This is a genomic window from Mucilaginibacter terrae, from assembly GCF_031951985.1.
Classification (GTDB): domain Bacteria; phylum Bacteroidota; class Bacteroidia; order Sphingobacteriales; family Sphingobacteriaceae; genus Mucilaginibacter; species Mucilaginibacter terrae_A.
This window is the reverse complement of sequence record NZ_JAVLVU010000001.1, coordinates 5,213,297-5,236,634: the sequence shown is the minus strand read 5'-3', so window position 1 is coordinate 5,236,634 and position 23,338 is coordinate 5,213,297. Positions and strand designations below refer to the sequence as shown.

23 protein-coding genes are annotated in these 23,338 nt (G+C 44.0%); 2 read left to right on the top strand and 21 right to left on the bottom strand.

The annotated features are described in order from the left end of the window. Nucleotides 1–12 precede the first annotated feature (12 nt). From QE417_RS22490 to QE417_RS22470, 5 genes are all read right to left on the bottom strand, one after another. The gene (locus QE417_RS22490; protein WP_311954033.1) at nt 13–1,728 is read right to left on the bottom strand and encodes an IlvD/Edd family dehydratase; all 1,716 of its coding nucleotides are present in this window, start codon (nt 1,726–1,728) and stop codon (nt 13–15) included. A gap of 23 nt (nt 1,729–1,751) precedes the next feature. Next, the gene (locus QE417_RS22485; protein ID WP_311954030.1) at nt 1,752–3,347 is read right to left on the bottom strand and encodes an aldehyde dehydrogenase (NADP(+)); all 1,596 of its coding nucleotides are present in this window, start codon (nt 3,345–3,347) and stop codon (nt 1,752–1,754) included. Further along, a complete protein-coding gene (locus tag QE417_RS22480) occupies nt 3,344–4,180 on the bottom strand; it encodes a fumarylacetoacetate hydrolase family protein (RefSeq protein WP_311954027.1) in 837 nt (278 codons plus the stop codon). The genes QE417_RS22485 and QE417_RS22480 overlap by 4 nt, the downstream gene beginning before the upstream one ends. Before the next feature lie 527 nt (nt 4,181–4,707). Further along, nucleotides 4,708–6,222, bottom strand: a complete 1,515-nt coding sequence (locus tag QE417_RS22475) for a gluconokinase (protein WP_311954026.1) — start codon at nt 6,220–6,222, stop codon at nt 4,708–4,710. A gap of 10 nt (nt 6,223–6,232) precedes the next feature. Further along, the gene (locus QE417_RS22470) at nt 6,233–6,904 is read right to left on the bottom strand and encodes a helix-turn-helix domain-containing protein (RefSeq protein WP_311954024.1); all 672 of its coding nucleotides are present in this window, start codon (nt 6,902–6,904) and stop codon (nt 6,233–6,235) included. A gap of 623 nt (nt 6,905–7,527) precedes the next feature. Here QE417_RS22470 and QE417_RS22465 point away from each other — a divergent pair. Together QE417_RS22465 and QE417_RS22460 are read left to right on the top strand one after the other, a co-directional pair. Continuing rightward, nucleotides 7,528–8,649: an alpha/beta hydrolase-fold protein gene (locus tag QE417_RS22465; protein ID WP_311954021.1), complete on the top strand. Its 1,122-nt coding sequence runs from the start codon at nt 7,528–7,530 to the stop codon at nt 8,647–8,649. Nucleotides 8,650–8,769: 120 nt separating this feature from the next. Next, nucleotides 8,770–9,870, top strand: coding sequence for an alpha/beta hydrolase-fold protein (locus QE417_RS22460; protein WP_311954018.1), 1,101 nt, complete (start codon nt 8,770–8,772; stop codon nt 9,868–9,870). Between the two features lie 791 nt (nt 9,871–10,661). Here the strand turns inward: QE417_RS22460 and QE417_RS22455 are convergent. The 16 genes from QE417_RS22455 to istB form a co-directional block, all read right to left on the bottom strand. After that, on the bottom strand, nt 10,662–12,317 hold the full coding sequence (locus QE417_RS22455; protein ID WP_311954015.1) for an amidohydrolase family protein: 1,656 nt from the start codon (nt 12,315–12,317) through the stop codon (nt 10,662–10,664). A 22-nt stretch (nt 12,318–12,339) separates the two neighbouring features. Next, complete coding sequence (locus QE417_RS22450) at nt 12,340–13,098, bottom strand: SDR family NAD(P)-dependent oxidoreductase (RefSeq protein WP_311954012.1); 759 nt, start codon at nt 13,096–13,098, stop codon at nt 12,340–12,342. A 17-nt stretch (nt 13,099–13,115) separates the two neighbouring features. Then, complete coding sequence (locus tag QE417_RS22445; RefSeq protein ID WP_311954009.1) at nt 13,116–14,165, bottom strand: aldo/keto reductase; 1,050 nt, start codon at nt 14,163–14,165, stop codon at nt 13,116–13,118. A gap of 5 nt (nt 14,166–14,170) precedes the next feature. Further along, the gene (locus tag QE417_RS22440; protein ID WP_311954007.1) at nt 14,171–14,479 is read right to left on the bottom strand and encodes a putative quinol monooxygenase; all 309 of its coding nucleotides are present in this window, start codon (nt 14,477–14,479) and stop codon (nt 14,171–14,173) included. Nucleotides 14,480–14,489: 10 nt separating this feature from the next. Continuing rightward, a complete protein-coding gene (locus tag QE417_RS22435) occupies nt 14,490–14,807 on the bottom strand; it encodes a putative quinol monooxygenase (protein WP_311954005.1) in 318 nt (105 codons plus the stop codon). An 11-nt stretch (nt 14,808–14,818) separates the two neighbouring features. After that, nucleotides 14,819–15,259, bottom strand: coding sequence for a nuclear transport factor 2 family protein (locus QE417_RS22430; RefSeq protein WP_311954003.1), 441 nt, complete (start codon nt 15,257–15,259; stop codon nt 14,819–14,821). Beyond that, entirely contained in the window at nt 15,259–16,080 is an 822-nt protein-coding gene (locus QE417_RS22425; RefSeq protein ID WP_311954002.1) for an aldo/keto reductase, read from the bottom strand. The genes QE417_RS22430 and QE417_RS22425 overlap by 1 nt, the downstream gene beginning before the upstream one ends. Before the next feature lie 3 nt (nt 16,081–16,083). Continuing rightward, nucleotides 16,084–16,263: a hypothetical protein gene (locus QE417_RS22420; protein WP_311953999.1), complete on the bottom strand. Its 180-nt coding sequence runs from the start codon at nt 16,261–16,263 to the stop codon at nt 16,084–16,086. 1 nt (nt 16,264) lies between these two features. Further along, entirely contained in the window at nt 16,265–16,711 is a 447-nt protein-coding gene (locus tag QE417_RS22415) for a hypothetical protein (protein WP_311953996.1), read from the bottom strand. A 12-nt stretch (nt 16,712–16,723) separates the two neighbouring features. Next, a complete protein-coding gene (locus QE417_RS22410) occupies nt 16,724–17,464 on the bottom strand; it encodes an SDR family oxidoreductase (protein WP_311953993.1) in 741 nt (246 codons plus the stop codon). An 11-nt stretch (nt 17,465–17,475) separates the two neighbouring features. Further along, nucleotides 17,476–18,543: an SDR family oxidoreductase gene (locus QE417_RS22405; protein ID WP_311953990.1), complete on the bottom strand. Its 1,068-nt coding sequence runs from the start codon at nt 18,541–18,543 to the stop codon at nt 17,476–17,478. A 10-nt stretch (nt 18,544–18,553) separates the two neighbouring features. Continuing rightward, nucleotides 18,554–19,294, bottom strand: coding sequence for an SDR family NAD(P)-dependent oxidoreductase (locus tag QE417_RS22400; RefSeq protein ID WP_311953987.1), 741 nt, complete (start codon nt 19,292–19,294; stop codon nt 18,554–18,556). A 146-nt stretch (nt 19,295–19,440) separates the two neighbouring features. Further along, on the bottom strand, nt 19,441–20,343 hold the full coding sequence (locus QE417_RS22395) for an alpha/beta hydrolase (protein ID WP_311953985.1): 903 nt from the start codon (nt 20,341–20,343) through the stop codon (nt 19,441–19,443). Between the two features lie 92 nt (nt 20,344–20,435). Beyond that, nucleotides 20,436–21,317: a helix-turn-helix domain-containing protein gene (locus QE417_RS22390; protein ID WP_311953983.1), complete on the bottom strand. Its 882-nt coding sequence runs from the start codon at nt 21,315–21,317 to the stop codon at nt 20,436–20,438. Nucleotides 21,318–21,797: 480 nt separating this feature from the next. Further along, the gene (locus tag QE417_RS22385) at nt 21,798–22,184 is read right to left on the bottom strand and encodes a hypothetical protein (RefSeq protein ID WP_311953981.1); all 387 of its coding nucleotides are present in this window, start codon (nt 22,182–22,184) and stop codon (nt 21,798–21,800) included. Nucleotides 22,185–22,579: 395 nt separating this feature from the next. Next, complete coding sequence (gene istB, locus QE417_RS22380; protein WP_446670065.1) at nt 22,580–23,329, bottom strand: IS21-like element helper ATPase IstB; 750 nt, start codon at nt 23,327–23,329, stop codon at nt 22,580–22,582. Nucleotides 23,330–23,338 lie beyond the last annotated feature (9 nt).

The following is a 23,338-nucleotide window of genomic DNA, read 5'->3' as shown; positions in this document are numbered from 1 at the left end:
GAAAAGCTAAGATCAATGCGAATCACGTTGAACAGAAGAGCCGGAACCACCTACCAGGAAATCCAGATCGGCACCTTTATCGGCCTGTTGTACATGCCTTTGGTACATGGACACGTATCCCCTGTCGGTATGATATGCAGGCTGAACCCATTGGGCCCTGCGAAGTGCCAGTTCTTCGTCAGATACCTCTAAATGGATCTTGCGTGCAGGTACATCAAGAGTAATCATGTCGCCGTTTTTTACCAGCGCAAGCGCCCCACCAATGGCCGCTTCGGGCGATACGTGCAAAACAACTGTACCGTAAGCGGTACCGCTCATTCGGCCATCCGAAATCCTTACCATGTCGGTAATTCCTTTTTCTAACAGCTTTTGAGGTAATATCATGTTACCCACTTCGGGCATTCCGGGGTAACCTACCGGTCCTACATTTTGCAGTACCATTACGCACGTTTCATCAATATCCAGTTCAGGATCATCTACCCGGGCATGATAATCTTCTATGGTTTCAAATACAACGGCTCTGCCCGTGTGCACCATTAATTCGGGCGATGCTGCTGATGGTTTAATTACAGCACCGTTTACGGCCAAATTACCCTTAAGCACGGCAATGCCGGCTTCTGGTATCAGTGGTTCGTTTAAAGGCGCAATTACCTCTGTATTATAGCAGGTGTTAAGCTCAGCTATGTTTTCGCCATGTCCTTTCCCGGTTACGGTAATGTTTTCCATGTTGAGTTCTTTTCTCAGCTGATCAATAATTACCGGTAAGCCTCCAGCATAGTAAAAATCTTCCATCAAGTATTTACCCGAAGGCATGAGGTTTAGTAACAGCGGTATCTTACTCCCTAATTTATCAAAATCGTCCAAATTAAGTTCCACTCCTATTCGGCCTGCTATAGCTGTCAAATGAATTACAAAGTTGGATGATCCGCCTATTGCTGCATTTACTTTAATTGCATTTTCAAATGCCGCACGGGTAAGGACTTTAGATATTTTCAGGTCTTCCTTCACCATTTCCACTATTCGTCTGCCCGACATATGAGCCATTATCTTTTTACGGGAATCTACTGCCGGCGTGGCTGCTGAGCCTGGTAAGCACATACCGAGTGACTCTACCATACAGGCCATAGTTGAGGCTGTTCCCATGGTCATGCAATGCCCGGCACTGCGCGACATGCATCCTTCGGCTGCCAGGTATTCGTTGTAGCTGATCTTGTTAGTTTTGAGGTCGTCGGTTAGTTTCCAAACTGCAGTTCCCGAGCCAATATCAGTACCCTTGTACTTACCGTTAAGCATTGGCCCTCCCGGAACCACAATGGTGGGCAGATCAACACTTGCTGCACCCATCATGGTGGATGGCGTTGTTTTATCGCATCCTGTTAACAGCACTACCCCATCAATAGGGTTTCCACGTATCGACTCCTCGGTATCCATGCTGGCCAAATTGCGAAACAGCATTGCAGTGGGCTTTAGTAAAGTTTCGCCAAGAGACATGATGGGAAATTCTACCGGGAAACCACCAGCTTCCAGTACTCCTCGTTTTACTGATTCGGCAAGGTCTCTGAAATGCCCGTTACAGGGTGTTAACTCCGACCATGTGTTGCAAATGCCTATTACCGGCCTGCCATCGAACATATGATCAGGCGTGCCCTGATTTTTCATCCAGCTCCTGTAAAGAAAACCCATTTTTCCTGTCTTGCCAAACCACTCTGAACTCCTGTATGGTGCCATATATTTTGTATTTTATGTTATAGTTAGATAATTGATCGTGTGAGCTTTCCGTTAACTGTTTGCCATATTCCCATTGGATTATTGTCTTTCAGCTCATCGGGCAGTAAGGCTTGTGGCATTCCCTGAAAACATACAGGACGTGTAAACCTAAAAATGGCAGCGGTACCTACAGATGTGCTGCGTGCATCGGTTGTAGCAGGAAATGGCCCGCCATGCACCATAGCATGGCTCACCTCAACCCCGGTTGGAAAACCATTGATGATCAGTCGGCCAACTTTCCTTACCAACACATCTAAAAGATCTTTGTAAGCCGCAAGGTCTTCATCTGTACCATGCACAGTGGCGGTTAAATGCCCAGACAGGTTTTCTGCCAGGCTCAATAATTCTTCTCTTGATTTGGCCGCAACCGCTATTGCCGACGGGCCAAATAATTCTTCTTCTAAATGTGGCGTCTGCATAAGCAGATTTGCGTCTGCATGAAACAGAACTGGTGTTTGATAAGCTGAATTGGTGGCTGGTAATCCTTTGGCTAATGTTTCCAACCCGGGTGTATCACCTCTTGAAACAATGCCTGCCTGATAAGACCCGGCAATTTGTTCGGTAAGCATGGTGCCTCCTTGTGATGAAGAAATGGCTTCGGCAAGCTTTTCTTTGAACGGCCATCCGGCCCAGTCGCTGTGGTACACCAATAAACCAGGGTTTGTACAAAACTGTCCGACACCTAATGTTAAAGCTGCCGCAAAGCCCCTGGCTATGGATTCGCCCTTTAGTTTCATGGCCTCCGGCAACACAAATACAGGGTTGGTACTTCCCATTTCTGCATAAACGGGTATTGGTTCGGGCCTTGCTGCTGCCGCGTTATAAATAGCGCGGCCTGCTTTGTACGACCCCGTAAAGGCCACTGCTTTAATACCGGGATGAACAACCAATTCAGCACCTACGGTTGGACCGTCGCCGTGCAACATTGAAAAAACACCATCGGGCATGTTGCACTTTTTTACTGCTTCAACAATGGCCTTGCCCACCAGTTCACAGGTTCCGGGATGAGCTGGATGAGCCTTGAATACCACCGGACATCCAGCTGCCAAAGCCGATATGGTATCTCCACCGGCCACCGAAAAAGCGAACGGAAAATTGCTGGCACCAAACACTGCAACCGGGCCTAAAGCGGTTTGCATCGATCTTAGATCCGGTTTGGGTAATGGTGTTCTGTCGGGGTCGCCATGCTCTATGGTGGCGTTAACCCAGCTTCCCTCTCTAAGCAAACCGGCAAAAGCCTTAATTTGATCCAATGTGCGCTGGCGTTCGCCCATAAGCCGTTGCTCGGGCAAGGCAGTTTCCAGGTTGGCCAGTAAAATAAGATCATCGCCAATCGCTGTGATTTCAGTAGCAATTTCGTCAAGTAAATCGGCTCGTTCTTTTCCTGATTTGCTTCGAAATGCTGGAAAAGACTGTTTAGCAGCAATAACCGCCTCGTCGATCTCGCCTTTGGTAGCCTGATAATATTTAAAAGGTAAAGGCTTCCCTAATATTCTATCGGCACCGGCATCGCCGTGATTACCGGTAGCAACTGCGCGACCGGCTATAAGTTGTTTGCCTTCTATATTGATAGCTATCATTTAGTAACTGTATTAATGAGTGTGCCTATGTGCTCAATGGTAATTTTGATCACATCACCTGTTTTTAAGGTAAAGCTGTCGGGAGGAACGATCCCTGTACCGGTCATTAAATATACACCGTGCGGAAAAGACATTTCCCTGGTCAGATAACCTGCCAGTTCGGTATGAGAGCGTTTCATGCGGTTAATGCTTATCTCGTCCCTGAATATCATTTCGCGGCTACGTATAATTTCTAACTGAATAAGAGCATCCGGGGAAATGGAACTTTCGGGCACATACAAACAAGGACCTAATGCGGCTGCACCGTCATAAGATTTAGCTTGTGGAAGGTAAAGAGGATTTTCGCCTTCAATATCTCTTGATGACATATCGTTACCAATGGTATAACCTTCAATTGTGCCCTGGCTGCAAATAAACAGGGTTAGTTCAGGTTCGGGCACGTTCCATTGCGAATCTTTCCTGATGCGCACGGGCTGATAACAGCCCGCAACCCGGTAAGGTGCCGATTTAAAGAAAAGTTCAGGTCGTTCGGCATTATATACTTTTGCATAAAAATCGCCACCGCCAGCATCTTTTGATTCATTAATGCGCGCTTCCCTGCTGCGCAGATAAGTTACACCAGAAGCCCAAACCTCTTGCGAGTGTACAGGCGCTCCGGCCTGCTGAATTAGTTGCTCCAGTTGCTTATCCTGATGTGCATGAGGAAGTTCATTCAGTATACTTGCATGTAAGGCCGGCCTGTTGATGAATACATCCCATGTCCAGCTTTCTGAAGTGTAAAAAATGTTATCATGCTTTACGATAACCTGGTCGTTTGATCGGTATATATGCATATGCGGTTAAGCGTACTTTTTGTACGTTGTTTAAAATGCCATGAAATGATTAGCCAAGTGGGCTATAATTGATTAGTACAAATAAGCAGAGCAGAAAACGTAAAAACTTCCAATAATAACCAGCGTTGATTTTTGTACAGAAAAAGATGATCGCCTACAGCATTCATTTATCAGAATAACAGCTACTTTTCAGTTGGTATTTAATTGTACCTTGTGTAAGTTAGGTTAACCCGTTTAATAAAAAATACACATAAAATATTAACAATCAAATAATTACAAGCGCACACAAACCTTAACAAGTTACTGTAATGCAAAAGGGATACAAACTCAATTGTATCCCTCTCAATAAAATAAATGATATTACTTTTTTTAAATCTTTTATTAAAATTTCCACCAATCAAAATAAAACAGGTCCTTTTTCCCTTGAATTGAACCTAAGTGATATATCTCCCTGGGAATATCGGCACCGGGCGAACGCATCATTGGGTTTTAGGGTATTAAAGTCGGCTTTTAAAAGATCCATGGCGTTATACAGATAGCGAAGCCAGATCATCAAATTCATCTCCAAGCTTCTTGATCAAATTTTCAAATATCCTGAAATACTGCTGGTAAATATCATGAGCCTTGGCATCAGGCAAAAAGGTTTGATGCATACGTACCTGCTTGGATGCCGTTTCAAGATCAGAGAATATGCCCAAATCTGTAGCGCTCAGCAAGAATGCGCCAACACCTATGCTATCGCCATGGCTCAACGTGTTTACCGGCCTGTTAAACATATCTGCGATCATTTGTGTACAGAACGGAATGGAAGCAAAACTGCCGTTAATAGAGAGACTTTCTATTTTACGATGTGCTTCCATTGTTTTGCCTATGCTAAACATTTCGAACAATATACCTTCAATAGTTGCCCTGATCATGTGTTGACGCTCATGGCGTATATGCAAACCAAAATAGCAGCCCCGTGCATTGGCATTCCATATAGGTGCCCGCTCCCCTAAAAGGTAAGGCAAAAACAAAAGTCCATCTGAACCGGCCGGCACGGTCGAGGCCTCCCTGATCAGCATATTAAATGCCTGATCTATATCGTAGCTACTCCCCTGCTCGCCAAGCTGGTTTGCAAACCATTCAAAAATAACCCCACCATTGTTAGTTGGCCCGCCTGATACCACAAGCTCATTGGTTAGACGATAGTTGAACAGTTGCTGCATGGGGTCATTGATCACCTCTTTACCAATAACACGAAACGCCCCACTGTCTTCGATCGTTATGGTAGCCCGTCCGGCATCCCAAACGCCCGCACCAAGCGTGGCCAGGCAACCGTCGCTCGAGCCAATAAGTATTTTAACTGCCGAAGACAGCCTCAAAGAATTTTGATATTCGCGCTTGAGTTTAATATCTGAAAAGAAAACAGGCACCAGATCGGGTAGCCGTTGTGCGCTTATACCTGCAAAATCAAGGGCCGATCTATCCCATTCCATGCTGTGAATATTCATCAAACCCGTAGCCGATGCAATACTATGATCTATGATACAGGTGCCGGTAAGTTGCTGTATGATATAGCTTTTAATCGACAAAAACTTATGGGTTATTTTAAACCGCTCGGGGTCGTTATTTCGCAGCCAGGCAATTTTAACCAGGGGCGACATCGGGTGTATAGGTGTTCCTGTTGCTTCGTAAAGCGCGTTACCTAAAGCTGTACCTTTTAGTGTACCGGCCTCTTTTTTGCCGCGGTTATCGGCCCACGTAATGGCATTGCCTAACGGGATACCATCCTTATCTACAGCCAGTAAACTGTGCATCGAAGAACTAAAGCAGATGCAACTCACCTCTAATTTGGCCGCATAAACTACCTCGTTAAGAAGTTTTTTTAACACATAAAGCATTGTAATAAACATTTGCTCAGGGTCCTGCTCACTATGATCAGGGTGTTCATGAAACGTGGGATAGGTTCCTTTTTTAAAACCTATAACCTCGCCTTTTAAATCGAAGGCAAATACCCGTACCGCATTGGTACCCAATTCAATGGTAATGATACAGTTCATAATTTGAGGTTTATTCTGCTTGGTTATTCTTCCGAAACTCGCTCGGCGTATAACCGGTTAGTTTTTTGAAGGTAGTTGAAAAATGTTGTGATGAGTAAAAGCCTGTAGCATAAGCAATTTCGGTAGCATTTGCATCGCCGCGTTTCAGCATTTTAATAGCTTCTGATATTCTTATATTGATAAGGTAATTTAAGGGTGAAAATCCCGAAAAAGATTTCACCTTTTCGGTAAATGCGGTTGTACCCATACCTGTTAATACGGCCATTTCCTCTACTGTCCATTGATGAGATAGGTCTTTCCTCAACATCTGTTCAAGGTTAAGAAAGGTTTGCGGGAAATCGCGCCGTAAATTGCTTTGACGAATGAGTTGCCTGCATGTAAGAACGATCAACTGATCGAGCATATAGTTTACCATGGTAATTGCACCTACTTCTTCATTTTTTAGTTCGGCAATCAGCGATTGTATTATTGCATGCGCTTCGCGCAGGTTAACGGCAGAGTAATTTCTGTTGTGGCAAAGTATACGATCAACAGAAGACTTTTCTTTTTGAGTAAGTAAACTCCATTTACCCAACAGGGCTTTGCCGGCCGGGGATACAGCCAGCTTTATTACATAATAGCTGCCAATATTAAGTATGTCGTTTTCTCCTGCAATGCACTGACCGGGGAGTAAAATGGCCATATCGCCCGGATACACTGTGCAAGCTTTACCATTTATGACCCAGTCAAATTTCCCTTCAGTGATATAGTACATACAAATACAATCCATACTCCTTTTTGAAAAGGAATTGAGTTGGATTGTAGTGTTTTTAACAAGTGTTATCTCAAGTATGTGCGAAAATGCCGCTAACTCCCTGGAAACGCCTTGCTGGAGCGTCACTTGGTTCATTCAAATACGATATTGAGCTATTATATTTATAAAGTTTTGATGCCTGCTGTGCTACATCTTATAAGTTAAAGCTTACTGAAATATTCATGTTTCAGTAATTGATTTCATATTGCCAATATTAAATTAAAAATATCCAAACTTTACAATCGATTAAATTTTTTTTAATTGTATAGTAATTTATTCTGCATCAACACTATATTTGAATAACCAATTATAGCACAAGCAATTTTATACTGCCATCAAATGTATTTAAATGCAAATACTATAAAGCTTTGCAATCGATTAAATTATTGGTTATGGTAACTATTATAGAACGCTGCTTGATTCGTTCGTACTGAAAATACTAACAATAGTCATTTGAAAAAATATTTAAACTATATGCACCGCTAATTTAAAACCAAATAAACCTAAATAACATGCGCTTAAGATCAATTACTGCTATTTTGGCAACCGTGTTAACTTGCGGAATTAGCCAGGCACAAACTACTCAAGGTAATTTAGCCGACGATTTTAAACCCTCCACGTTTAACCAGCCAGGGCAAGAATATCCACAGGTTAATTCACAAGGGTATGCCCGTTTTCGCATAAAAGCTCCGCAGGCTGATAGTATAAGGGTAAGCCTGGGCCTGGGCGGCAGAGGAGGTACAAAACTTACGAAAGGTACCGATGGATATTTTACGGGCACCACCGAAGGCCCTATGGACGAGGGTTTTCATTATTATCATCTTACGGTAGATGGCGGAGTTTTTAATGACCCCGGTACACTTAATTTTTACGGTTCGACCCGTTGGGAAAGTGGCATTGAGATACCGGCACATGACAAAGATTTTTATGCACTTAAGAGTGTTCCGCATGGCCATGTTCAGCAAATCCTGTTTCCGTCTAAAAGCACCAATACATCTCGCAGGGCATTTGTTTACACCCCGCCGGGTTACGAAAAAGATAAATCAAAAAAATACCCGGTATTATATTTACAACATGGTTGGGGCGAAGATGAAACTGCCTGGAGCAATCAGGGCCATGCTAACCTCATTATGGATAACCTGATCAGCGAAAACAAGGCCACACCGTTCATAATAGTAATGACTTATGGTATGACCAATGATGTACGCCCCGGTGGTATACGGAATTTTAAAATAGATGCTTTCCAAACCGTACTTACCGAAGAGCTTATCCCCTACGTTGATGCCAACTTTCGTACCATAGCCAATAAAGCTCACCGGGCAATGGCAGGCCTGTCAATGGGTGGTATGGAAACACATACTATAACTTTGAACAAACCTGATACCTTTGATTACTATGCACTTTTAAGCGGCGGCACATATAATCCTGAAGAGATGGCCGGTAAAAGCAAACCTAAGCTTATTTTCATCAGTTGCGGCAGCCGCGAAAGACCCGATGGTGTAAACAATGCGGTAGCTGCACTTAAAGGTGCAGGGTATAATGCTGTTTCATACGTTTCGGACAAAACCGGCCATGAATTTCAAACCTGGCGCCGTAGCCTGCACCAACTGGCTCCATTATTATTTAAAAACTAATTCAGTTATTATAACCATCAGTAGTTTAAAGATAATCGATATATGAAATATAGCTGCTCCGTTTTCATTTCTGCTGCCGTAATATGCTGTAACCTATGTTTTGCGCAGTCAGGTCAATCAATGGCACCAGTTGAAGATTTTAAACCCGCAACCACTAATCAGCCGGGCCGATTGTTCCCTCAGGTGAACAGCGAACGCAGGGTTAGGGCAAGCCTTGCTGCCCCGCAAGCCAACAGCGTACAACTTGATTTAGGAGGCAAAAAATATGCGCTAACCAAAAATGAAAAAGGCATTTGGACCGGTGAATCTCTTCCGCAAGATGAAGGGTTTCATTATTACCAGCTATTAATTGATGGAGCAGCAGTGCCCGACCCCGGAAGTTTGTATTTTTATGGGGCAGGCCGTTTAGGAAGCGGTATCGAGATTCCGGCCACGGATAGAGATTTTTACAGTCTTAAAGCTGTTCCTCACGGTATGATTACCGAGAATATCTACTTCTCAAAACTCACAAATTCCTGGCGGCGTTGCTTTGTTTACACGCCGCCGGGTTATACAAATGATCAAAAAAGGCGCTATCCTGTGCTCTATTTACAGCATGGAAGTTTTGAGGACGAAACCGGCTGGGCAATGCAGGGAAAAGCTAACCTTATTCTTGATAATTTGATAGCAGATAAAAAAGCTGTAGAAATGATTATTGTGATGGATAACGGCTATGCCTACAAGCCACAAACCGGTATGCAGCAGGATAATAATGCCCGTTCTGTTTCGGTATTTGAAGAAGTGATGATAAATGAAATCATCCCGATGACAGATCTGAAATTTCGCACAATAGCTGATCGCGAACACCGTGCTATTGCAGGACTTTCTATGGGAGCAAATCAAACCATGCGTATCATGATGAACAACCTGGATAAGTTTGCATATGTTGCCGGGTTCAGTGGAACATCTAATTATCCGGGAACCGATACGCTAAACCCCGAAACCTTTTTAGACGGTAAATTTAAAGACGGCGCTTCGGTTAATAAAAAAATCAAGGTACTCTGGCTTAGCCTTGGAACAAAAGAACCTGCTCCATTTCCAGGATCGGTGGGTGCTTTTCGTGCTATGTTAGATAGGCAGAAGATCAAATATGCATACGCGGAATCTCCTGAAACAGGTCATGAATGGTTAAGTTGGCGCCGCGGCTTGTATGGTTTTGCACCCTTAATTTTCAAGAACTAAAACTATTGTAATAGCTAAACTTTCGGCATATTTAATGATTGTCTCGTATTCAAATCGTAGTGCTGTAATTTTCGGCAAGATCAGCTAATATTAAGCTTCGCCTCACTTCCTCAGCAAAGTTTTTACCGTCGAATAATCACATTGCGAACAATACTCAAATCATTTTGAGCCATGGTCTATCTTATAGAACATGGGCTTCCGTTAATTTCCCTATCCAGTAAACATGATAGTGTACCACTAACTCCATTAATAAATTCGCACTTAGGTTTATTGCCGGATGCAATATTTACTCACAATTGTCTATCACCTCAATAGCCTTAGAAAGATAATTAACATTGCCCAGTGCCTCAAATAACTTTATAAAAGTAAGATCCACACCTACACGACCACCATTTTTTTCATATTTAACTATTTAAAAATCAAATATTTAAATATCTTGAATGGCATAAAAAAACCGAACTTTAGGTTCGGTTTTTTCAAGTGGAGCCGGAGGGTTTTGAATTAAACTTATACCGGTCTGATATTCAATATTTTATGTGGATTAAAATTCTTACTCACCGAATTACTCACCACTCCTTTTTACAGATTAATTGCAAATCTATAATTTAAAGATAAGAAATATTTCAATAATTACCTTTTAAGGAAAGCTTATTTCTCGTAGGGACTTTTAAAAACGTCCATTCGTCCGTAAAAACAAACCCTATGTTTAGATTTAGAGTGCTGTGCTTGCGCAGGATTAACTTAACGCTGAAAAATATGAAACCACTGTTGAACTTAAAGCCATTTTTATGTTATTTATGAAGCTGTGACAAGTATGTAACTGAAGGTCCGTCACCAATTACCTTGCCTTTTAATTTCTTACGAAATGTTCCAACATGCTCCGATGTGCGATGCGCATCGTAAGCCTGCTGGTCATGAAAAACCTCGTAAAACACGATAGTAGCAGGATCATTTTTCTCCACGTTGAATATAAAGTTTTCATTCCCCGGTTCTTTGGATGTGGCCGCCCAAACTTCTTCAGCAGCCTTTTTGATATCCGCTTCGTAACCCGGCAATATTTTAATGTGGGCAAGGATCACGATCTTACCATTGTTCGCTTCAGCATAAGGTGTGCCGGCCAAAGGCCCGTCACTGACTTTCTCACCATCTTTCCAAACCGATTCGATAGTTCGTGTATTTTTGATGTTATCCAACGGGTTTGCTTCTAATACAATAAAGTCAGCTTTTTTACCTGTCTGCAGCGTGCCTTGTTTTTCACTGATGCCTAAGATTTTCGCACCATTCTGGGTTGCCGCAACGATAGCATCCATCGGGCTTAGCCCTGCTTTTACATACAGCTCCATTTCCATGTGTTCCGAAAAGCCTTGTGGCCTGATAGGTAAAGCGCCCGAATCTGTTCCAACGCCGATCAGGATTCCTGCCTGCCACAATTTGTAAAGGTTACGCATCGCTACCGGTAGAGCGGCCATTTCCTGGGGAGTCTTAGGGTCTTTGGCAATCTTTGCCTGGTAGGCGGGGCTGGTGATCATGTCAAAAACACCGGGTTCCAGCGATGCCCTGAAAACGGGGTCGTTCAGCCAGTCCGGATTTTGCGAATAGCTGTAGGCAAACTCATCCAGCGATAATGTGGCAATATAAATGACGTGATGCTTTTTCATGGCTTCGATCAGCGAGGCATCTATTTCGGCATCCCTGATACTGTGTGCCATGATATCTAATCCCAGGTCAACCAGTTTACGCGCATCTTCTAGGTGATATAAATGCGCGGCAACACGCAAGCCCTTAAGGTGGGCTTCTTTAATGATGGCGGCATAGATCTCCGGTTTCATTTTCGGGTAAGCGCCCCAAAAGTCATCTACCCAGATCTTGATCATATCCGGTTTTAATGCGGCAACTGAATCCACTTCCATTATGGCCTGTTCGGGCGTTTCCGGCCGGTAAACATTTGTCATACCCATACTTGCGGGGGGTATGGCATTTTTCACGCCGAAGCCATAAATAGCCGAGTAAATGGTTGCGCCCGGAATATGGCCTGCACGGGAAGAATCTTTCAGAGAGAATATGGACGGTTGTTCAGTACCCATAGATAATATCGTACCCACGCCGAATTGCTGGTACCTGAGCAGTTGATGCTTAATATTCGCAGGGGTATAATTTGCTGCCGACATGGTGGTGTCTTTCATGATCCCCAGGTGCCCGTGAACATTGATTATTTCGGGCATGATATATTTCCCGGTAAGATCAACGATTCTGGCATCTTTTGGTGTCTCATTATTTGCCGCAGCGATACGGGTGATGATCCCGTTTTTGATCGTGATGCTTCTGTCTGTTTGCAGGGCTTTGCCTGTGCCATCGATCAGATTGACGTGCTGCAGCACCGTGGTGCTTTGACTCCAGGCCATCCCGGTGATGCCGAGCATGGACAGGGTAAAAAATATTTTTCTCATAGGAGATGGAAATAAATATGCGTTATGATTTTCTGAAATAGTTTGTTGCCGTTGCCTGTGCAGTTGGCATGATCACCAGTTCATTGATATTGACATGCGCGGACCTTGAAGTCGTCCAAAAAATAGTTTCAGCAATATCCGCCGCTACCAATGGATCATAACCTTCATAAACCTTTTTGGCACGGGTATCGTCGCCTTTAAACCTTACATTTGAAAACTCCGTTTCCACAGAGCCTGGATAGATACCCGTCACCCGTATACCGCTGGATAATAAATCGATCCGCATCGCTTTGTTCAACGCGTCAACCGCATGTTTGCTGGCACAGTAAACGTTGCCATTGGGATAAACTTCAATACCTGCAATAGAACTTAGATTAACGATATGACCTTTTTTATTTGCGATCATCCAGTTAGCCACGATTTTACTGACATATAATAAGCCCTTCACATTGGTATCCACCATGAGGTCCCAGTCATCAAAATTGCAGTCCTGAAAAGGTTCCAGGCCGCTGCTTAAACCGGCATTATTAATCAGCACATCGACCTGTTGCCATTCAGCCGGAACACGGCCAAGGTAACTAATTACGTCTTCCCGGTTCCTCACGTCAAAGTTCAGGGTCAGGACATTTACCTGGTGCTTCTCTTTAATCTCAGCGGCCAGCTTTTCCAAACGGTCAAGCCTGCGGCCGGTGATGATCAGGTCATAATTATTTTCAGCAAATACGTGCGCGCAAGCCTCACCAATTCCCGAAGTAGCTCCGGTTATCAATACTTTATTCATAGGTAATATTACGTTAATTATTTGCGGTCACCATACAGATCTGGGTCATTCTTAAGCATGCTGAACTGGCGCTGATGCCAGTATGGGTAAGCAGGCAATACCTCACTTACTTTATCCAGTCTTTTTACCTGTTCTGTAGTCAAATTCCAGCCAACCGCTTCCAGATTCTGCTTCAATTGTTCTTCATTCCTCGCACCGATGATGATGTTGGCGACGGTCGGACGCTGCAATAGCCAGTTCAAAGAAATTTGAGCCGGGGTTTTACCGGTTTCTTCAACCAATTCATCCAGTACATCTACAATGTTGTACAATCTTTCGTCGTCTGCAGAGATTCCCTTAACAGGGTTTCCGCCCTGTGCAACACGGGAGTCTTTTGGCGCTTCCTGGCCGCGACGATATTTACCGCTCAGTTTGCCACTGGCTAAGGGGCTCCATACGATCGTGCCGATCTGTTCTTCAATACCCAATGGCATCAATTCCCACTCACAATCACGGTTTAGTAATGAATAATAAGCCTGGTGTGCTATGTATTTGGACCAGCCGTGACGCTCTGAGATGGATAAAGATTTCATCAGGTGCCAGCCTGAGAAATTAGAGCAGGCGATATAACGGACTTTTCCGCTTTCCACCAGGGTTTCCAAAGCTTTCAGCGTTTCATAGATCGGCGTATTAGCGTCGAAACCATGCATGTGGTAAATATCGATATAGTCCGTTCCCAAACGTTTCAGACTGTCTTCACAGGCTTTGATTAAATGAATACGTGACGAGCCGTAATCATTTGATCCGCCACCTGTTGGGAATGTTGCTTTCGTTGAAATGAGTACCTGATCCCTGATGCTGCTTACAGCCTTACCTAATATTTCTTCAGCCGCGCCTGATGAATAAGCGTTGGACGTATCGAAAAGGTTAACGCCGGCATCCATGCATAGATTTACCATGCGGGTAGCTTCATCTACCTGCGTACTTCCCCAGGCCTTAAAAAAATCATTTCCTCCGCCAAAAGTCGCGGTACCGAAACTTAAAACCGGAACCCGAAGCCCCGAATTTCCTAATTGTCTGTATTCCATATCGGTTAGTCTTTGTATTGATTTAAAAAAGTTAATGATGGACCGTCCCCAACAACTTTGCCTTTTAGAAAGTTGATAAAAGCGACGGTGTGATCGAAGCCCACATGCGCGTCGAAGTCTGCCTGTGATTTAAATACTTCAAAGAAAACGATTACATTTGGTGTGTCTTTCTTCGTGTTAAACAAAAAGGCTTCACATCCAATCTCTTTACGGGTGGCGATCCAGATCATTTCAGCGGCAGCTAATACTTCATTTTCAAAGCCGGGCAGGATATTGATTTCAGCGGTAAGGCTGATGTTGTCTGCTGATTGCATGTTTTTTCGTTTAATTAATAGTATGTTCAAAATCTTCCACAAAGGTCGTTTTACGGACACCGCCTTCCACCTTGCCTTTAAGTTTCTCCAGGAAATCCTGCGTATAATCAGCACTTAAGTGCTGGTCAAATTCCGCTTGTGACCGAAATACTTCATAGCAAAACACGGCGTTTGGAGACTCTTTTCTTGTTGTAAAAAAATAAGACTCGCAACCCGGTTCTTTCAGGGTTTCCAGCCAAACAATCTCTGCAGCTTCCATCACTTCTTTCTCAAATCCCGGCAGAATCGTATACTCAGCCAGCACGGTTACCTTATTTGTTTTTTTCATCACGATTCATTTTATTTAGGCAATACAATTTTCACTTGAGGGTTAACGATGAGGCTTCTTTCGAGCAAAATGCTTTTGATCAGCCATTTCCCGTTCTCCCGGATATAGGTTTCAAAATAGCGACCGAAACCCTGGGTAATGGTTTGTTGTTTCTCTTCGTTCATGCCAATGATGTAATCGGTCATGAACCAATTGCCCTCGGCATGACCGGCGTCTTTCAATTCGATATCAGGCATGGAGCCGGTATGCGCCGTTACCGTGGTCGCGTGCCTGTTCGAAAAATTGGCGATCAGCTGCTCACTACCGCTCACATGGATTTTGCCCGGGGGGTAATCAAAAGTTACATCCTCGGTCAGGCAGGCGGCTAAACCAGGCCAATCTTTTGCATCCAGGCACCTGAAGTACCTTGATTTTAATTGCTTGATCTCTTCTATCTCTTTAAGCTTATTCATTACAATTGTTTTAAATAGGTTACCATTTTTTCACGGGCAGCCTGGTCCGGTAAGTCGCCGCTTCCAGCTTTGAAATTATCGGCGGCATGGGATATATCCGCTGTCGCGGGTATCACGCAGGTAGCCGCAGGATGGGAAACGATGTATTTTAAAAAGTAGGCGCTCCAGCTTTCGATTTTGAAATCTTTAGCCCAGGCCGGTAATGCTTTACCCTTGACCTTGCTGAACAAATTGCCGGAGCCGAATGGCCGGTTGATTATTGTCGCAACGCCCATATCAGCAGCGGCATCCAGCAAGCGCTTTTCCGCATGCCGTTCACTGATGGAAAAATTGAACTGAACAAAATCCACCTGCTGTGTGCGCATTATCTTTTCCAATTCTTCATGGCTTGAATCTGTATAGTGCGTAATACCGACGTATTTGATCCTGCCTGTTTCTTTCCAGCGCTGTAAAATAGGCAAGTGCGTTTGCCAGTCGGTGAGATTGTGTATCTGAATCAGATCCAGATTTTTGCGCTTCATCTTAAGCATGGAATTTTCCATTTGCCGGATGCCCTCCTGTAACCCTCTGGTCCATACTTTGGTCGCATAGAAATATTGATCTGCTATATCCATTTGCGAAGTGATATCGCCGATCACCTGTTCAGACCGGCCGTACATGGGTGAACTGTCAATCAGGCTGCCGCCTGACTGATGCATTTTTCGTAATACATTCTCTAATACCGGATAAGACTGGCTATTAGGAGCATCAAACGTTTGCCAGGTGCCGAGGCCGATAACCGGTAAGTTTTCGCCTGATGAGGGGATGATCCGTTTTAACATTTTTTATGGAATTAATGAGTGATCGATGACCGGAAGTAAAGCCTGATGATAATCGCCTTGTAGTTGTGTAAAACCCGAGGTATAACAAATGACCATCAGCAACATTTTTACGGTAAGAAAACAACCGCACCAGAACAACTCTTTTGAGGTGCTTCGCTTGCAAAACAGGGTTTTTCCCATCATTTCAATTCTTTATTAAATTTACTTCTTTCACAACTTGCCGTTTATCGATCTTTATGATTTCTGGCAAGGAAACGTTCACTGCAATCCAGTCCAACGCCTCTGACAAGGTCTTGCAACAAGTGCCGCAAACACCATAGGCTTTTTCTATCTTTATTCTTTTTGCCTGTTCATAAAAAGGATCTTCGACCACATTTACAATTGCTTTTACATGGGTTTTAAGCAAGCGTTCATTGTCGGTCATCCATTGCTTGCGGGCAGCTAAATTTTCCTTTGTAGCCTTTGGTAATGCGCTGTCCATATAAAATAAACGCAACCAGACACAATCCTTTTTACAGGCCAGATAGTCAGCCGAAGCCTTTAACTCCAACTGATAATCGTCTACGCCTTCACGGGAATCGGTGATGGATATGTAAAGCGGATCAATAGTTGTGATTTCGTGGTAAGCCATCGCGTTTATTGATTAGGCATTAGCACCACCGTCTACGGTGAGCACTGTTCCGTTGGTATATTTGTTGTTCATAAGGTAAAGTGCTGCATCTGCCAAATCCTCCGGCTGACCGATACGTTTGGCGGGTAAGCCTTCAGCGGCGGTCTCATAAAAACCTGGGCGGTCATTCTCTCCAATAAAATCCCATGTAGGTGACTCCACCAAACCAGGTGACACTACATTAACTCTAACCGGGCTTAGTTCATAGACAAGATTTTTTGCTAAACCGTGCAAAGCACTGTTGACTGCGCCAACTATACTTGCTCCAGCGCTTCCTTTGTCCGCCGCCACACCAGAGAAGTAAACAATGCTGCCCTGACTATCTATTTTTGGAAACAAATATTTGGTTAACAGGATCGGGCCCCATAGTTTGGAATCGATCATATGGCCAATCTCAGTTTTGGTAAGGTCGGCCAACGGTTTAAAAGTCAATCGTGCTGCTGTAGTAACCAGATGGTCCAGCTGCTGGATCTGCTCAGCTAGTTCTTTTACCTCACTTTCATTACTGATATCCAGTATGTGGGTGAATATATGGACGGTCGCATTACCTTTAGCTTTGATAGTTTCAACTTCTTTTTGAAGCTTTTCTTGATTCGTACCCACCAGATGTACGGTTGCACCATAATCTGCCGCCTTTTGTGCAAGGGCTAAGCCCATCCCCGAGCTACCGCCTGCAATCAGGATCACTTTATCTTTTAAATCGTATGTGTTCATTTCTCGTAGTATTAATAATTAGGTATAATATGTTGGGCCTTCAATTCGTCAAAGGTGTTTTTAAATGATTCAAAGCTTTCAACCTGCATTTCGTGGAAACCAGCCCTGCGGAACTTGTTCACATCGAAAAATGCATCCGCCTCCACATTAAAGATAAAGTCGCCAAAAAGCCAGTTTGCAAGTTCCTTAATGGTATGGGCTTTTAGTCCGTACCTTTCTACGATGTCTGCCCAAACCTCTTCTTTATCGGACATGTAATCAGTCAGCGGGAAAGTGATCGGGCTATCCATTTGCACCTTGAAGTAGTCTGCGATCTTGGGCCAGATTTGCTCCCAGCGGAAAATATCGCCATTAGTTATGTTGTAGATCTGCCCATAACATTCCTCATGTAATGCGGCATACTCCATACCTTTTCCTAATATTTCGCTATCAGTGATATTAACCAGCACGCGGTAAGCTTGATCAGATCCCGGAAAACGAAACGGCACGTTCAATTCTTTACACAGTGTTGCATAAACCGCGATCAGGTTAGCCATGTTCATGGGGTTTCCTACGGCAAAACCGACCATAATATCGGGCCTAACGGCCGTCCAGCTCCAGGCTTTACCTTCCGATTGTTTGATCAGAAAGTCTTGCTGGCTATAGTAAAAGTTAGGCGGAAAATGACGTGAATCCGTTTCCAATGCCGGGGTTTTGTATTTACCTAAATGCGCACCGTAAGCCTTACCACCCTGTATAAAAGTGAGGTGCTTAAAACCAGGGGCAATTTCTTCCAAGCCTAAAACCAGGTTTTGAAGTAACTGAACATTCGTGCTGGTTTGTTCCGCTAAGGTTTTCTTCTCGATGTAGGCGGCATAAAATACATGACTTACATTTGCCAGTGTGGTTGAATTCTTTTCGACGGCAGCAGGGTCAGTTAAGTCCATCCGAACGAAAGTTGCCTCCGTTTCAAAATCAGGCTCACGATTGGATGTAATGATTACATCATCCCATATATCACGGGTTTGCAGGTATTTGGCCATATTACGGCCAACGATTCCATTTCCGCCCACGATAAGGGCTACTCTTTTTTGTTCCATTTGATAAATATTAAGAGGTCATGTACCAGCCGCCGTTCACGCTGATGGTTTGACCGGTGATGTATCCGTTGGTTGCCAATAACAAAACCACATCGGCAACCTCCTCGGGTTGTCCGAAACGACCTAAAGGGATTAGTGTAGGTTTAATATTGGTATTGCTTTTCAGCATATCTGTCTCGATCAGCGCAGGTGCAATAGCATTAGCAGTTATACCGCCGTACTTAGCCAGCAATGATGCGTACGAATGGGTTAAGCCGATCATTCCGGCTTTGGCTGCCGCATAATGCGGGCCGATGACGCCGCCCAATTGGGCAGCTACAGAAGTGAGGTTAATGATTCTTCCGAAGTTTTTTTCGATCATTCCGGGTAGAGCCAGTTGGGTAGTTAGAAAAGCTGACGTCAAATTAATGTCCAGCGATTGCTTAAAATCATTAAGTGTAACGGTTTCCAGCGTTTTAGTGGGGTTGATTCCAGCGTTATTAACCAGGATATCCACGCCCCCTGCAACTTTCTCAATTTCTTCATATAAAGCCTTAACCGCGGCTTCATCGGAAACATCGGCCTGGATGGCGAATGCCTTTCCTCCGGTATTTTCAATTTGCTGAACGATTGCTGCTGCTTCCGTTTTACTGCTGTTATAGTTTACAATTACCGTTGCACCGGCTTTAACCAGGCTGAACGCAATGGCCTTGCCCAGACCCTTATAGGCCCCGGTAACTAAAGCGATTTTATCTTTTAATGGAGTATCCATAATTTTTAATATTGATGAAACAAAAGTACGGCTGAGTGATGCCGTACTGTTAGAACGTGAAGGATAACAATTGGTACTTTTCGTACTTTTTTGAGTAAACGAATTTTGATCCGCAGATCTCGGTACCGCTTCGTATTAAAGTTTAATTATACAGATAGATGCTCAACAAACCAGTCCCTGGCAGCTTCGGATGCCATTTTTAATATTTCTGGTCTATCATAAACATCGTAGTGTAACCCTTGATACCGGATCAACTTCTTAGGTTGCTGGGCCTGTTTAAAGGCTTTTTCTGTCAAGGTGATAACAACTGTTTTATCAGGTTCAGCCATGATGACCAGAAAGGGTGTAGGTGATACTGCGGCTATATAATCCCCTGGCGCGGTTTGGATCGCTTCTTCGAGGGACGTAATTGTAACCGCGTTATAGAAGCTTGCATGTTCGGCTTCATTACGGGTAGCCCAATCCAGTGATTCTACACCGAAAACGGAAGGTGAACCTTCCTGATCGGCTAATTTCATCGTATGGGGTTCCTCTCCCGCAAAATGACGTGCCCGTTCTTTGTCTATGGCGTCCTGCAAGATTTTTTGTTGGGCTTCAGGTGCCTCGTAGCGTATCTGACGGAAGAGATCTGTGGCTGGAACCTGAGCGACTAAAGCTTTGATGCGTCGGTCAAAAGCAGCTACCCTAATGGACTGGCCACCGCTGAACGAAGTTCCCCATAAGCCGATTTTGTCCTTATTGACATCACTGCGCGTCTCCAGATAGGATATGGCATTACGAAGATCCTGTCGTTGCGCATTCGGTAATACCTGCTGGCGTGGAAAGCCTTCGCTGTCCCCAAGAAACCTGAAGTCGATAGCCAGGGCTAAAATGCCAGCTTCTGCTAATAGCTGGCCTACTTCGGGAATATTGCGCATTGCCCTTACCGCGCCAAAGCCGTGAGACATCAATACGGCGGGAAAAGGGCCATGACCTTCAGGTTTGTAAATAGTGCCTGCGCAATTAATTCCTTCGCTTTTAAAACGGATAGTTTCTGTTGTAGTTTGCATAGATTTTTTCAGTTAAGATTCGTTATAACTTTACGATTCGTTACTGAAATGAAACAAAAGCCCTGCCATTGGAGGGCAGAAAATTGGCACTTTTAATACGAGCTTTGGTACTTACCGTGCATTGTTTTACGGTATTCTGCCGGAGTAAGGCCTTCCTGTCTTTTGAATTGACGGGAAAAATAAGAAAAGTCTCTAAAACCGAGTTCGTCACCGATCTGCCCGATAGCCTGCTCACTATGCACGAGCAGGCGTTTGGCTTCCAGTAAAACACGGTCACGGATGACCACGCCGACAGCTTTTCCGGTCACTGCTTTACAAATTTCGTTAACCCGGTGACTGGTCAGGTTCAGCTTATCCGCATAAAAGGCAATACTATTTTGGGTTTTAAAGTTATCTTCAATTAGTTTTTTAAGTAATTTATAGCGTACTACATTATTGGGATCTGTGTCGCCTGTAGATTGCTGATTAATAAGTCGCTGTATGCGGTTCAGGTAAACAAACAGCAGATTAGCTATGATAAGAGGTGATTTTTCCTTTCGAATAACTTCATTCATCATTAATTCCAAAATTGGAGATAGTTCAGCAATCGCCTCGCTGTCGAGTTTAAAGAAAGGGCTGGCATAGCTATTATCTAAAAAGGCAAACTCTTTCAAGGCGTTTTTATTGGTGGCATTAATCAGTAAAAATGATTCCGTGAAGGTCAGCGAAAAACCTTTAACGGATTGTGCGTGATTCATCAGGTGCAACTGACCTGGTGAGATGAAAAACAGCATATCCGGCTCGACCGTTACTTGATGATAGTCGATTACATTTACCGATGTGCCTGATGTCAGCCACATGATTTCGTAAAAACTATGCTTGTGCGGCCACTGCAACTTTGGAGGGCGCTGCAAGCTCTCAAAGCGTTCCAGCATAAATTGATCGTCTATAGCCTGGAAAGATGGAAAATCTGATATGTTATAAATTGGGATCATCTCCTCTAAATCTGTTATGCAAACATAAGAATTGAAACAGAATAGATATTTTTAATGATTGAATAAAAAATGCAATCGATTTTAAAGTGATCGCATTTACTCCTCAGGCTGGACTTTAACAATGATTTTTATGATTATAGTAAGAAAGACAACATTCTAAGATCGTCGATAAGTTACCGTTAGGTGCCAGTGCCCGTAACAAAATTTTATTAAAGAACACCAGCCGCTTAATTACCATGTAAGCAACCGAAAGCGCTTAGCCGGATAAACTGTCAAGGCCGGGGCCAGCCGCTGAAAAGCGGACAATTCGGCCCCGCTCCGTATAGCCTTGACAGTTTATTCCGGCGCGGGCTACCTTTGCGCCTATGGTGATTGAGGGGCATTTTCTTGCAAAGGGCAACTGCGCTTTGCTCTCGCGGCGAGGCTGACGGCGTAAGAATGGAGCCGTTTGCCGCAGCTGCTGATCAGTCACGCATTTACTCATGCTTCCAATTTGTCTTTCACCAACTCGTAATCATAGTCAAAACGTTTTTTACTGCTGGCTGAAAAGAAAACCTGATAAGAACTGGCAAGCCTGCTTATAATTTCGTTATCGAACTCCTCGAAATCATCCTTTAAAACCGTAATTTGATTATTGTTATCTACCATCCAGTTTAATAATACATCATCCTGAATGCTTCTCATTTGGTAACAGTATCCTATCTGCTCATCGAAAATAAAAAAGTGCGGTTTATGCTGTACGATAATTACCCGGCTTCCCACTGTAACCTCTACCGATAGTTTCAAATACTCCCCCTGAACGGACAATATAAATGTGAGTACCGGGCGTTCCAGGCTATACCTGCAAGGCCTCATCGATGACTTCATAGGCTTTTCCCTTAAATACCTGAGTGCATACAATAGATAACTTTGATTGTATGGGCAATTAATAAGCATCGGCAATGCCTTTTGCCACAAGTCAAATATTGTTTCTTTAGCGTGCTGCCAAACTTCCTTATCGCCCAAATCACTTTTGTAAGTTAATGGCCTCATTAATTCGTACATCGTTTTGCTAAACTCATTTAACTGTTGCCAGTATGGATGACTATCATTCGGCTTAGAACCTTTATCCGGTAAGACAAATAATGAAAAGGTATCTACTGTATGTTATGGAGAAGTTGACCACCCTGTTCCGGGCCAAACTGACCAGGCAATTTGCTGACGTGAGATGTGCAGCGGGTGCTTAAGAAGCGTTGTCAAAAATAGGTATTTAAAAGTTATTTTTATTCAAGGTTGTTTGCCGTTATGGGTACACGCTTTCTTCTCATCGATTCTCCTTTCAGTTCTATCCGGTGTGCATCGTGAACGATCCGGTCCAGGATAGCATCAGCAATTGTCTTTTCACCAATCACTTCAAACCACTTGCTTACCGGCAGCTGAGAGGTAATGATTAGCGAGGTCTTACCGTGCCGGTCCTCGATGATCTCCAGCAGGGCAGCCCTGCTCTGGGCATCAAAAGGCTGTATCCCAAAGTCGTCAAGTATGAGCAGTTGTGTCCTTTCCAGTTTAGCGATCTCCTTGATATACGAGCCATCAGCCTTAGCCATTTTGAGCTTGGCAAACAGCTTGGGCGTGCTGGCATAGAATACCCGGTAGCCCTGGATACAGGCCTGATGGCCAATAGCTGAAGCCACGTAGCTTTTGCCGATACCGGTGCTGCCAGTGACCAGGATGTTTTCAAAGCGGTCAATGAACGTACATTCGGCCAAGCGCATGATCTGGTTGCGGTCGATACTTCGTTCAGCATGGTAGTGAACGTCCTCTATAGCGGCTTTATAGCGGAACTTGGCATATAGGATCGTGCGCTCAATGCGCCTGTTCTGGCGGTCGTCCCATTCGGCATCTACCAGGTGGCCCAGCAGTTCATCTGCTGTATAATCATTCGTTTTACCGGTTTCCACGCTGCTTTTGAAAGCATGGAACATGCCGAAGAACTTCATCTTCCGCAGTTTGTCTAAGGTGTCTTGATTCATGTTGTTATA

Bases quoted from the DNA above. Each gene is read 5' to 3' on its own strand.
- QE417_RS22460 (WP_311954018.1), top strand. From the start codon at position 8,770: ATGGCACCAGTTGAAGATTTTAAACCCGCAACCACTAATCAGCCGGGC.
- QE417_RS22425 (WP_311954002.1), bottom strand. From the start codon at position 16,080: ATGTTAAAACGGATCATCCCCTCATCAGGCGAAAACTTACCGGTTATC.
- QE417_RS22435 (WP_311954005.1), bottom strand. From the start codon at position 14,807: ATGAAAAAAACAAATAAGGTAACCGTGCTGGCTGAGTATACGATTCTG.
- QE417_RS22470 (WP_311954024.1), bottom strand. From the start codon at position 6,904: ATGGCCATTTTACTCCCCGGTCAGTGCATTGCAGGAGAAAACGACATA.
- QE417_RS22480 (WP_311954027.1), bottom strand. From the start codon at position 4,180: ATGCATATATACCGATCAAACGACCAGGTTATCGTAAAGCATGATAAC.
- QE417_RS22395 (WP_311953985.1), bottom strand. From the start codon at position 20,343: ATGCAAACTACAACAGAAACTATCCGTTTTAAAAGCGAAGGAATTAAT.
- QE417_RS22400 (WP_311953987.1), bottom strand. From the start codon at position 19,294: ATGGATACTCCATTAAAAGATAAAATCGCTTTAGTTACCGGGGCCTAT.
- QE417_RS22385 (WP_311953981.1), bottom strand. From the start codon at position 22,184: ATGAAGTCATCGATGAGGCCTTGCAGGTATAGCCTGGAACGCCCGGTA.
- QE417_RS22420 (WP_311953999.1), bottom strand. From the start codon at position 16,263: ATGATGGGAAAAACCCTGTTTTGCAAGCGAAGCACCTCAAAAGAGTTG.
- QE417_RS22450 (WP_311954012.1), bottom strand. From the start codon at position 13,098: ATGAATAAAGTATTGATAACCGGAGCTACTTCGGGAATTGGTGAGGCT.
- istB (WP_446670065.1), bottom strand. From the start codon at position 23,329: ATGAATCAAGACACCTTAGACAAACTGCGGAAGATGAAGTTCTTCGGC.
- QE417_RS22440 (WP_311954007.1), bottom strand. From the start codon at position 14,479: ATGCAATCAGCAGACAACATCAGCCTTACCGCTGAAATCAATATCCTG.
- QE417_RS22410 (WP_311953993.1), bottom strand. From the start codon at position 17,464: ATGAACACATACGATTTAAAAGATAAAGTGATCCTGATTGCAGGCGGT.
- QE417_RS22455 (WP_311954015.1), bottom strand. From the start codon at position 12,317: ATGAGAAAAATATTTTTTACCCTGTCCATGCTCGGCATCACCGGGATG.
- QE417_RS22465 (WP_311954021.1), top strand. From the start codon at position 7,528: ATGCGCTTAAGATCAATTACTGCTATTTTGGCAACCGTGTTAACTTGC.
- QE417_RS22390 (WP_311953983.1), bottom strand. From the start codon at position 21,317: ATGATCCCAATTTATAACATATCAGATTTTCCATCTTTCCAGGCTATA.
- QE417_RS22415 (WP_311953996.1), bottom strand. From the start codon at position 16,711: ATGGCTTACCACGAAATCACAACTATTGATCCGCTTTACATATCCATC.
- QE417_RS22405 (WP_311953990.1), bottom strand. From the start codon at position 18,543: ATGGAACAAAAAAGAGTAGCCCTTATCGTGGGCGGAAATGGAATCGTT.
- QE417_RS22490 (WP_311954033.1), bottom strand. From the start codon at position 1,728: ATGGCACCATACAGGAGTTCAGAGTGGTTTGGCAAGACAGGAAAAATG.
- QE417_RS22475 (WP_311954026.1), bottom strand. From the start codon at position 6,222: ATGAACTGTATCATTACCATTGAATTGGGTACCAATGCGGTACGGGTA.
- QE417_RS22430 (WP_311954003.1), bottom strand. From the start codon at position 15,259: ATGAATAAGCTTAAAGAGATAGAAGAGATCAAGCAATTAAAATCAAGG.
- QE417_RS22445 (WP_311954009.1), bottom strand. From the start codon at position 14,165: ATGGAATACAGACAATTAGGAAATTCGGGGCTTCGGGTTCCGGTTTTA.
- QE417_RS22485 (WP_311954030.1), bottom strand. From the start codon at position 3,347: ATGATAGCTATCAATATAGAAGGCAAACAACTTATAGCCGGTCGCGCA.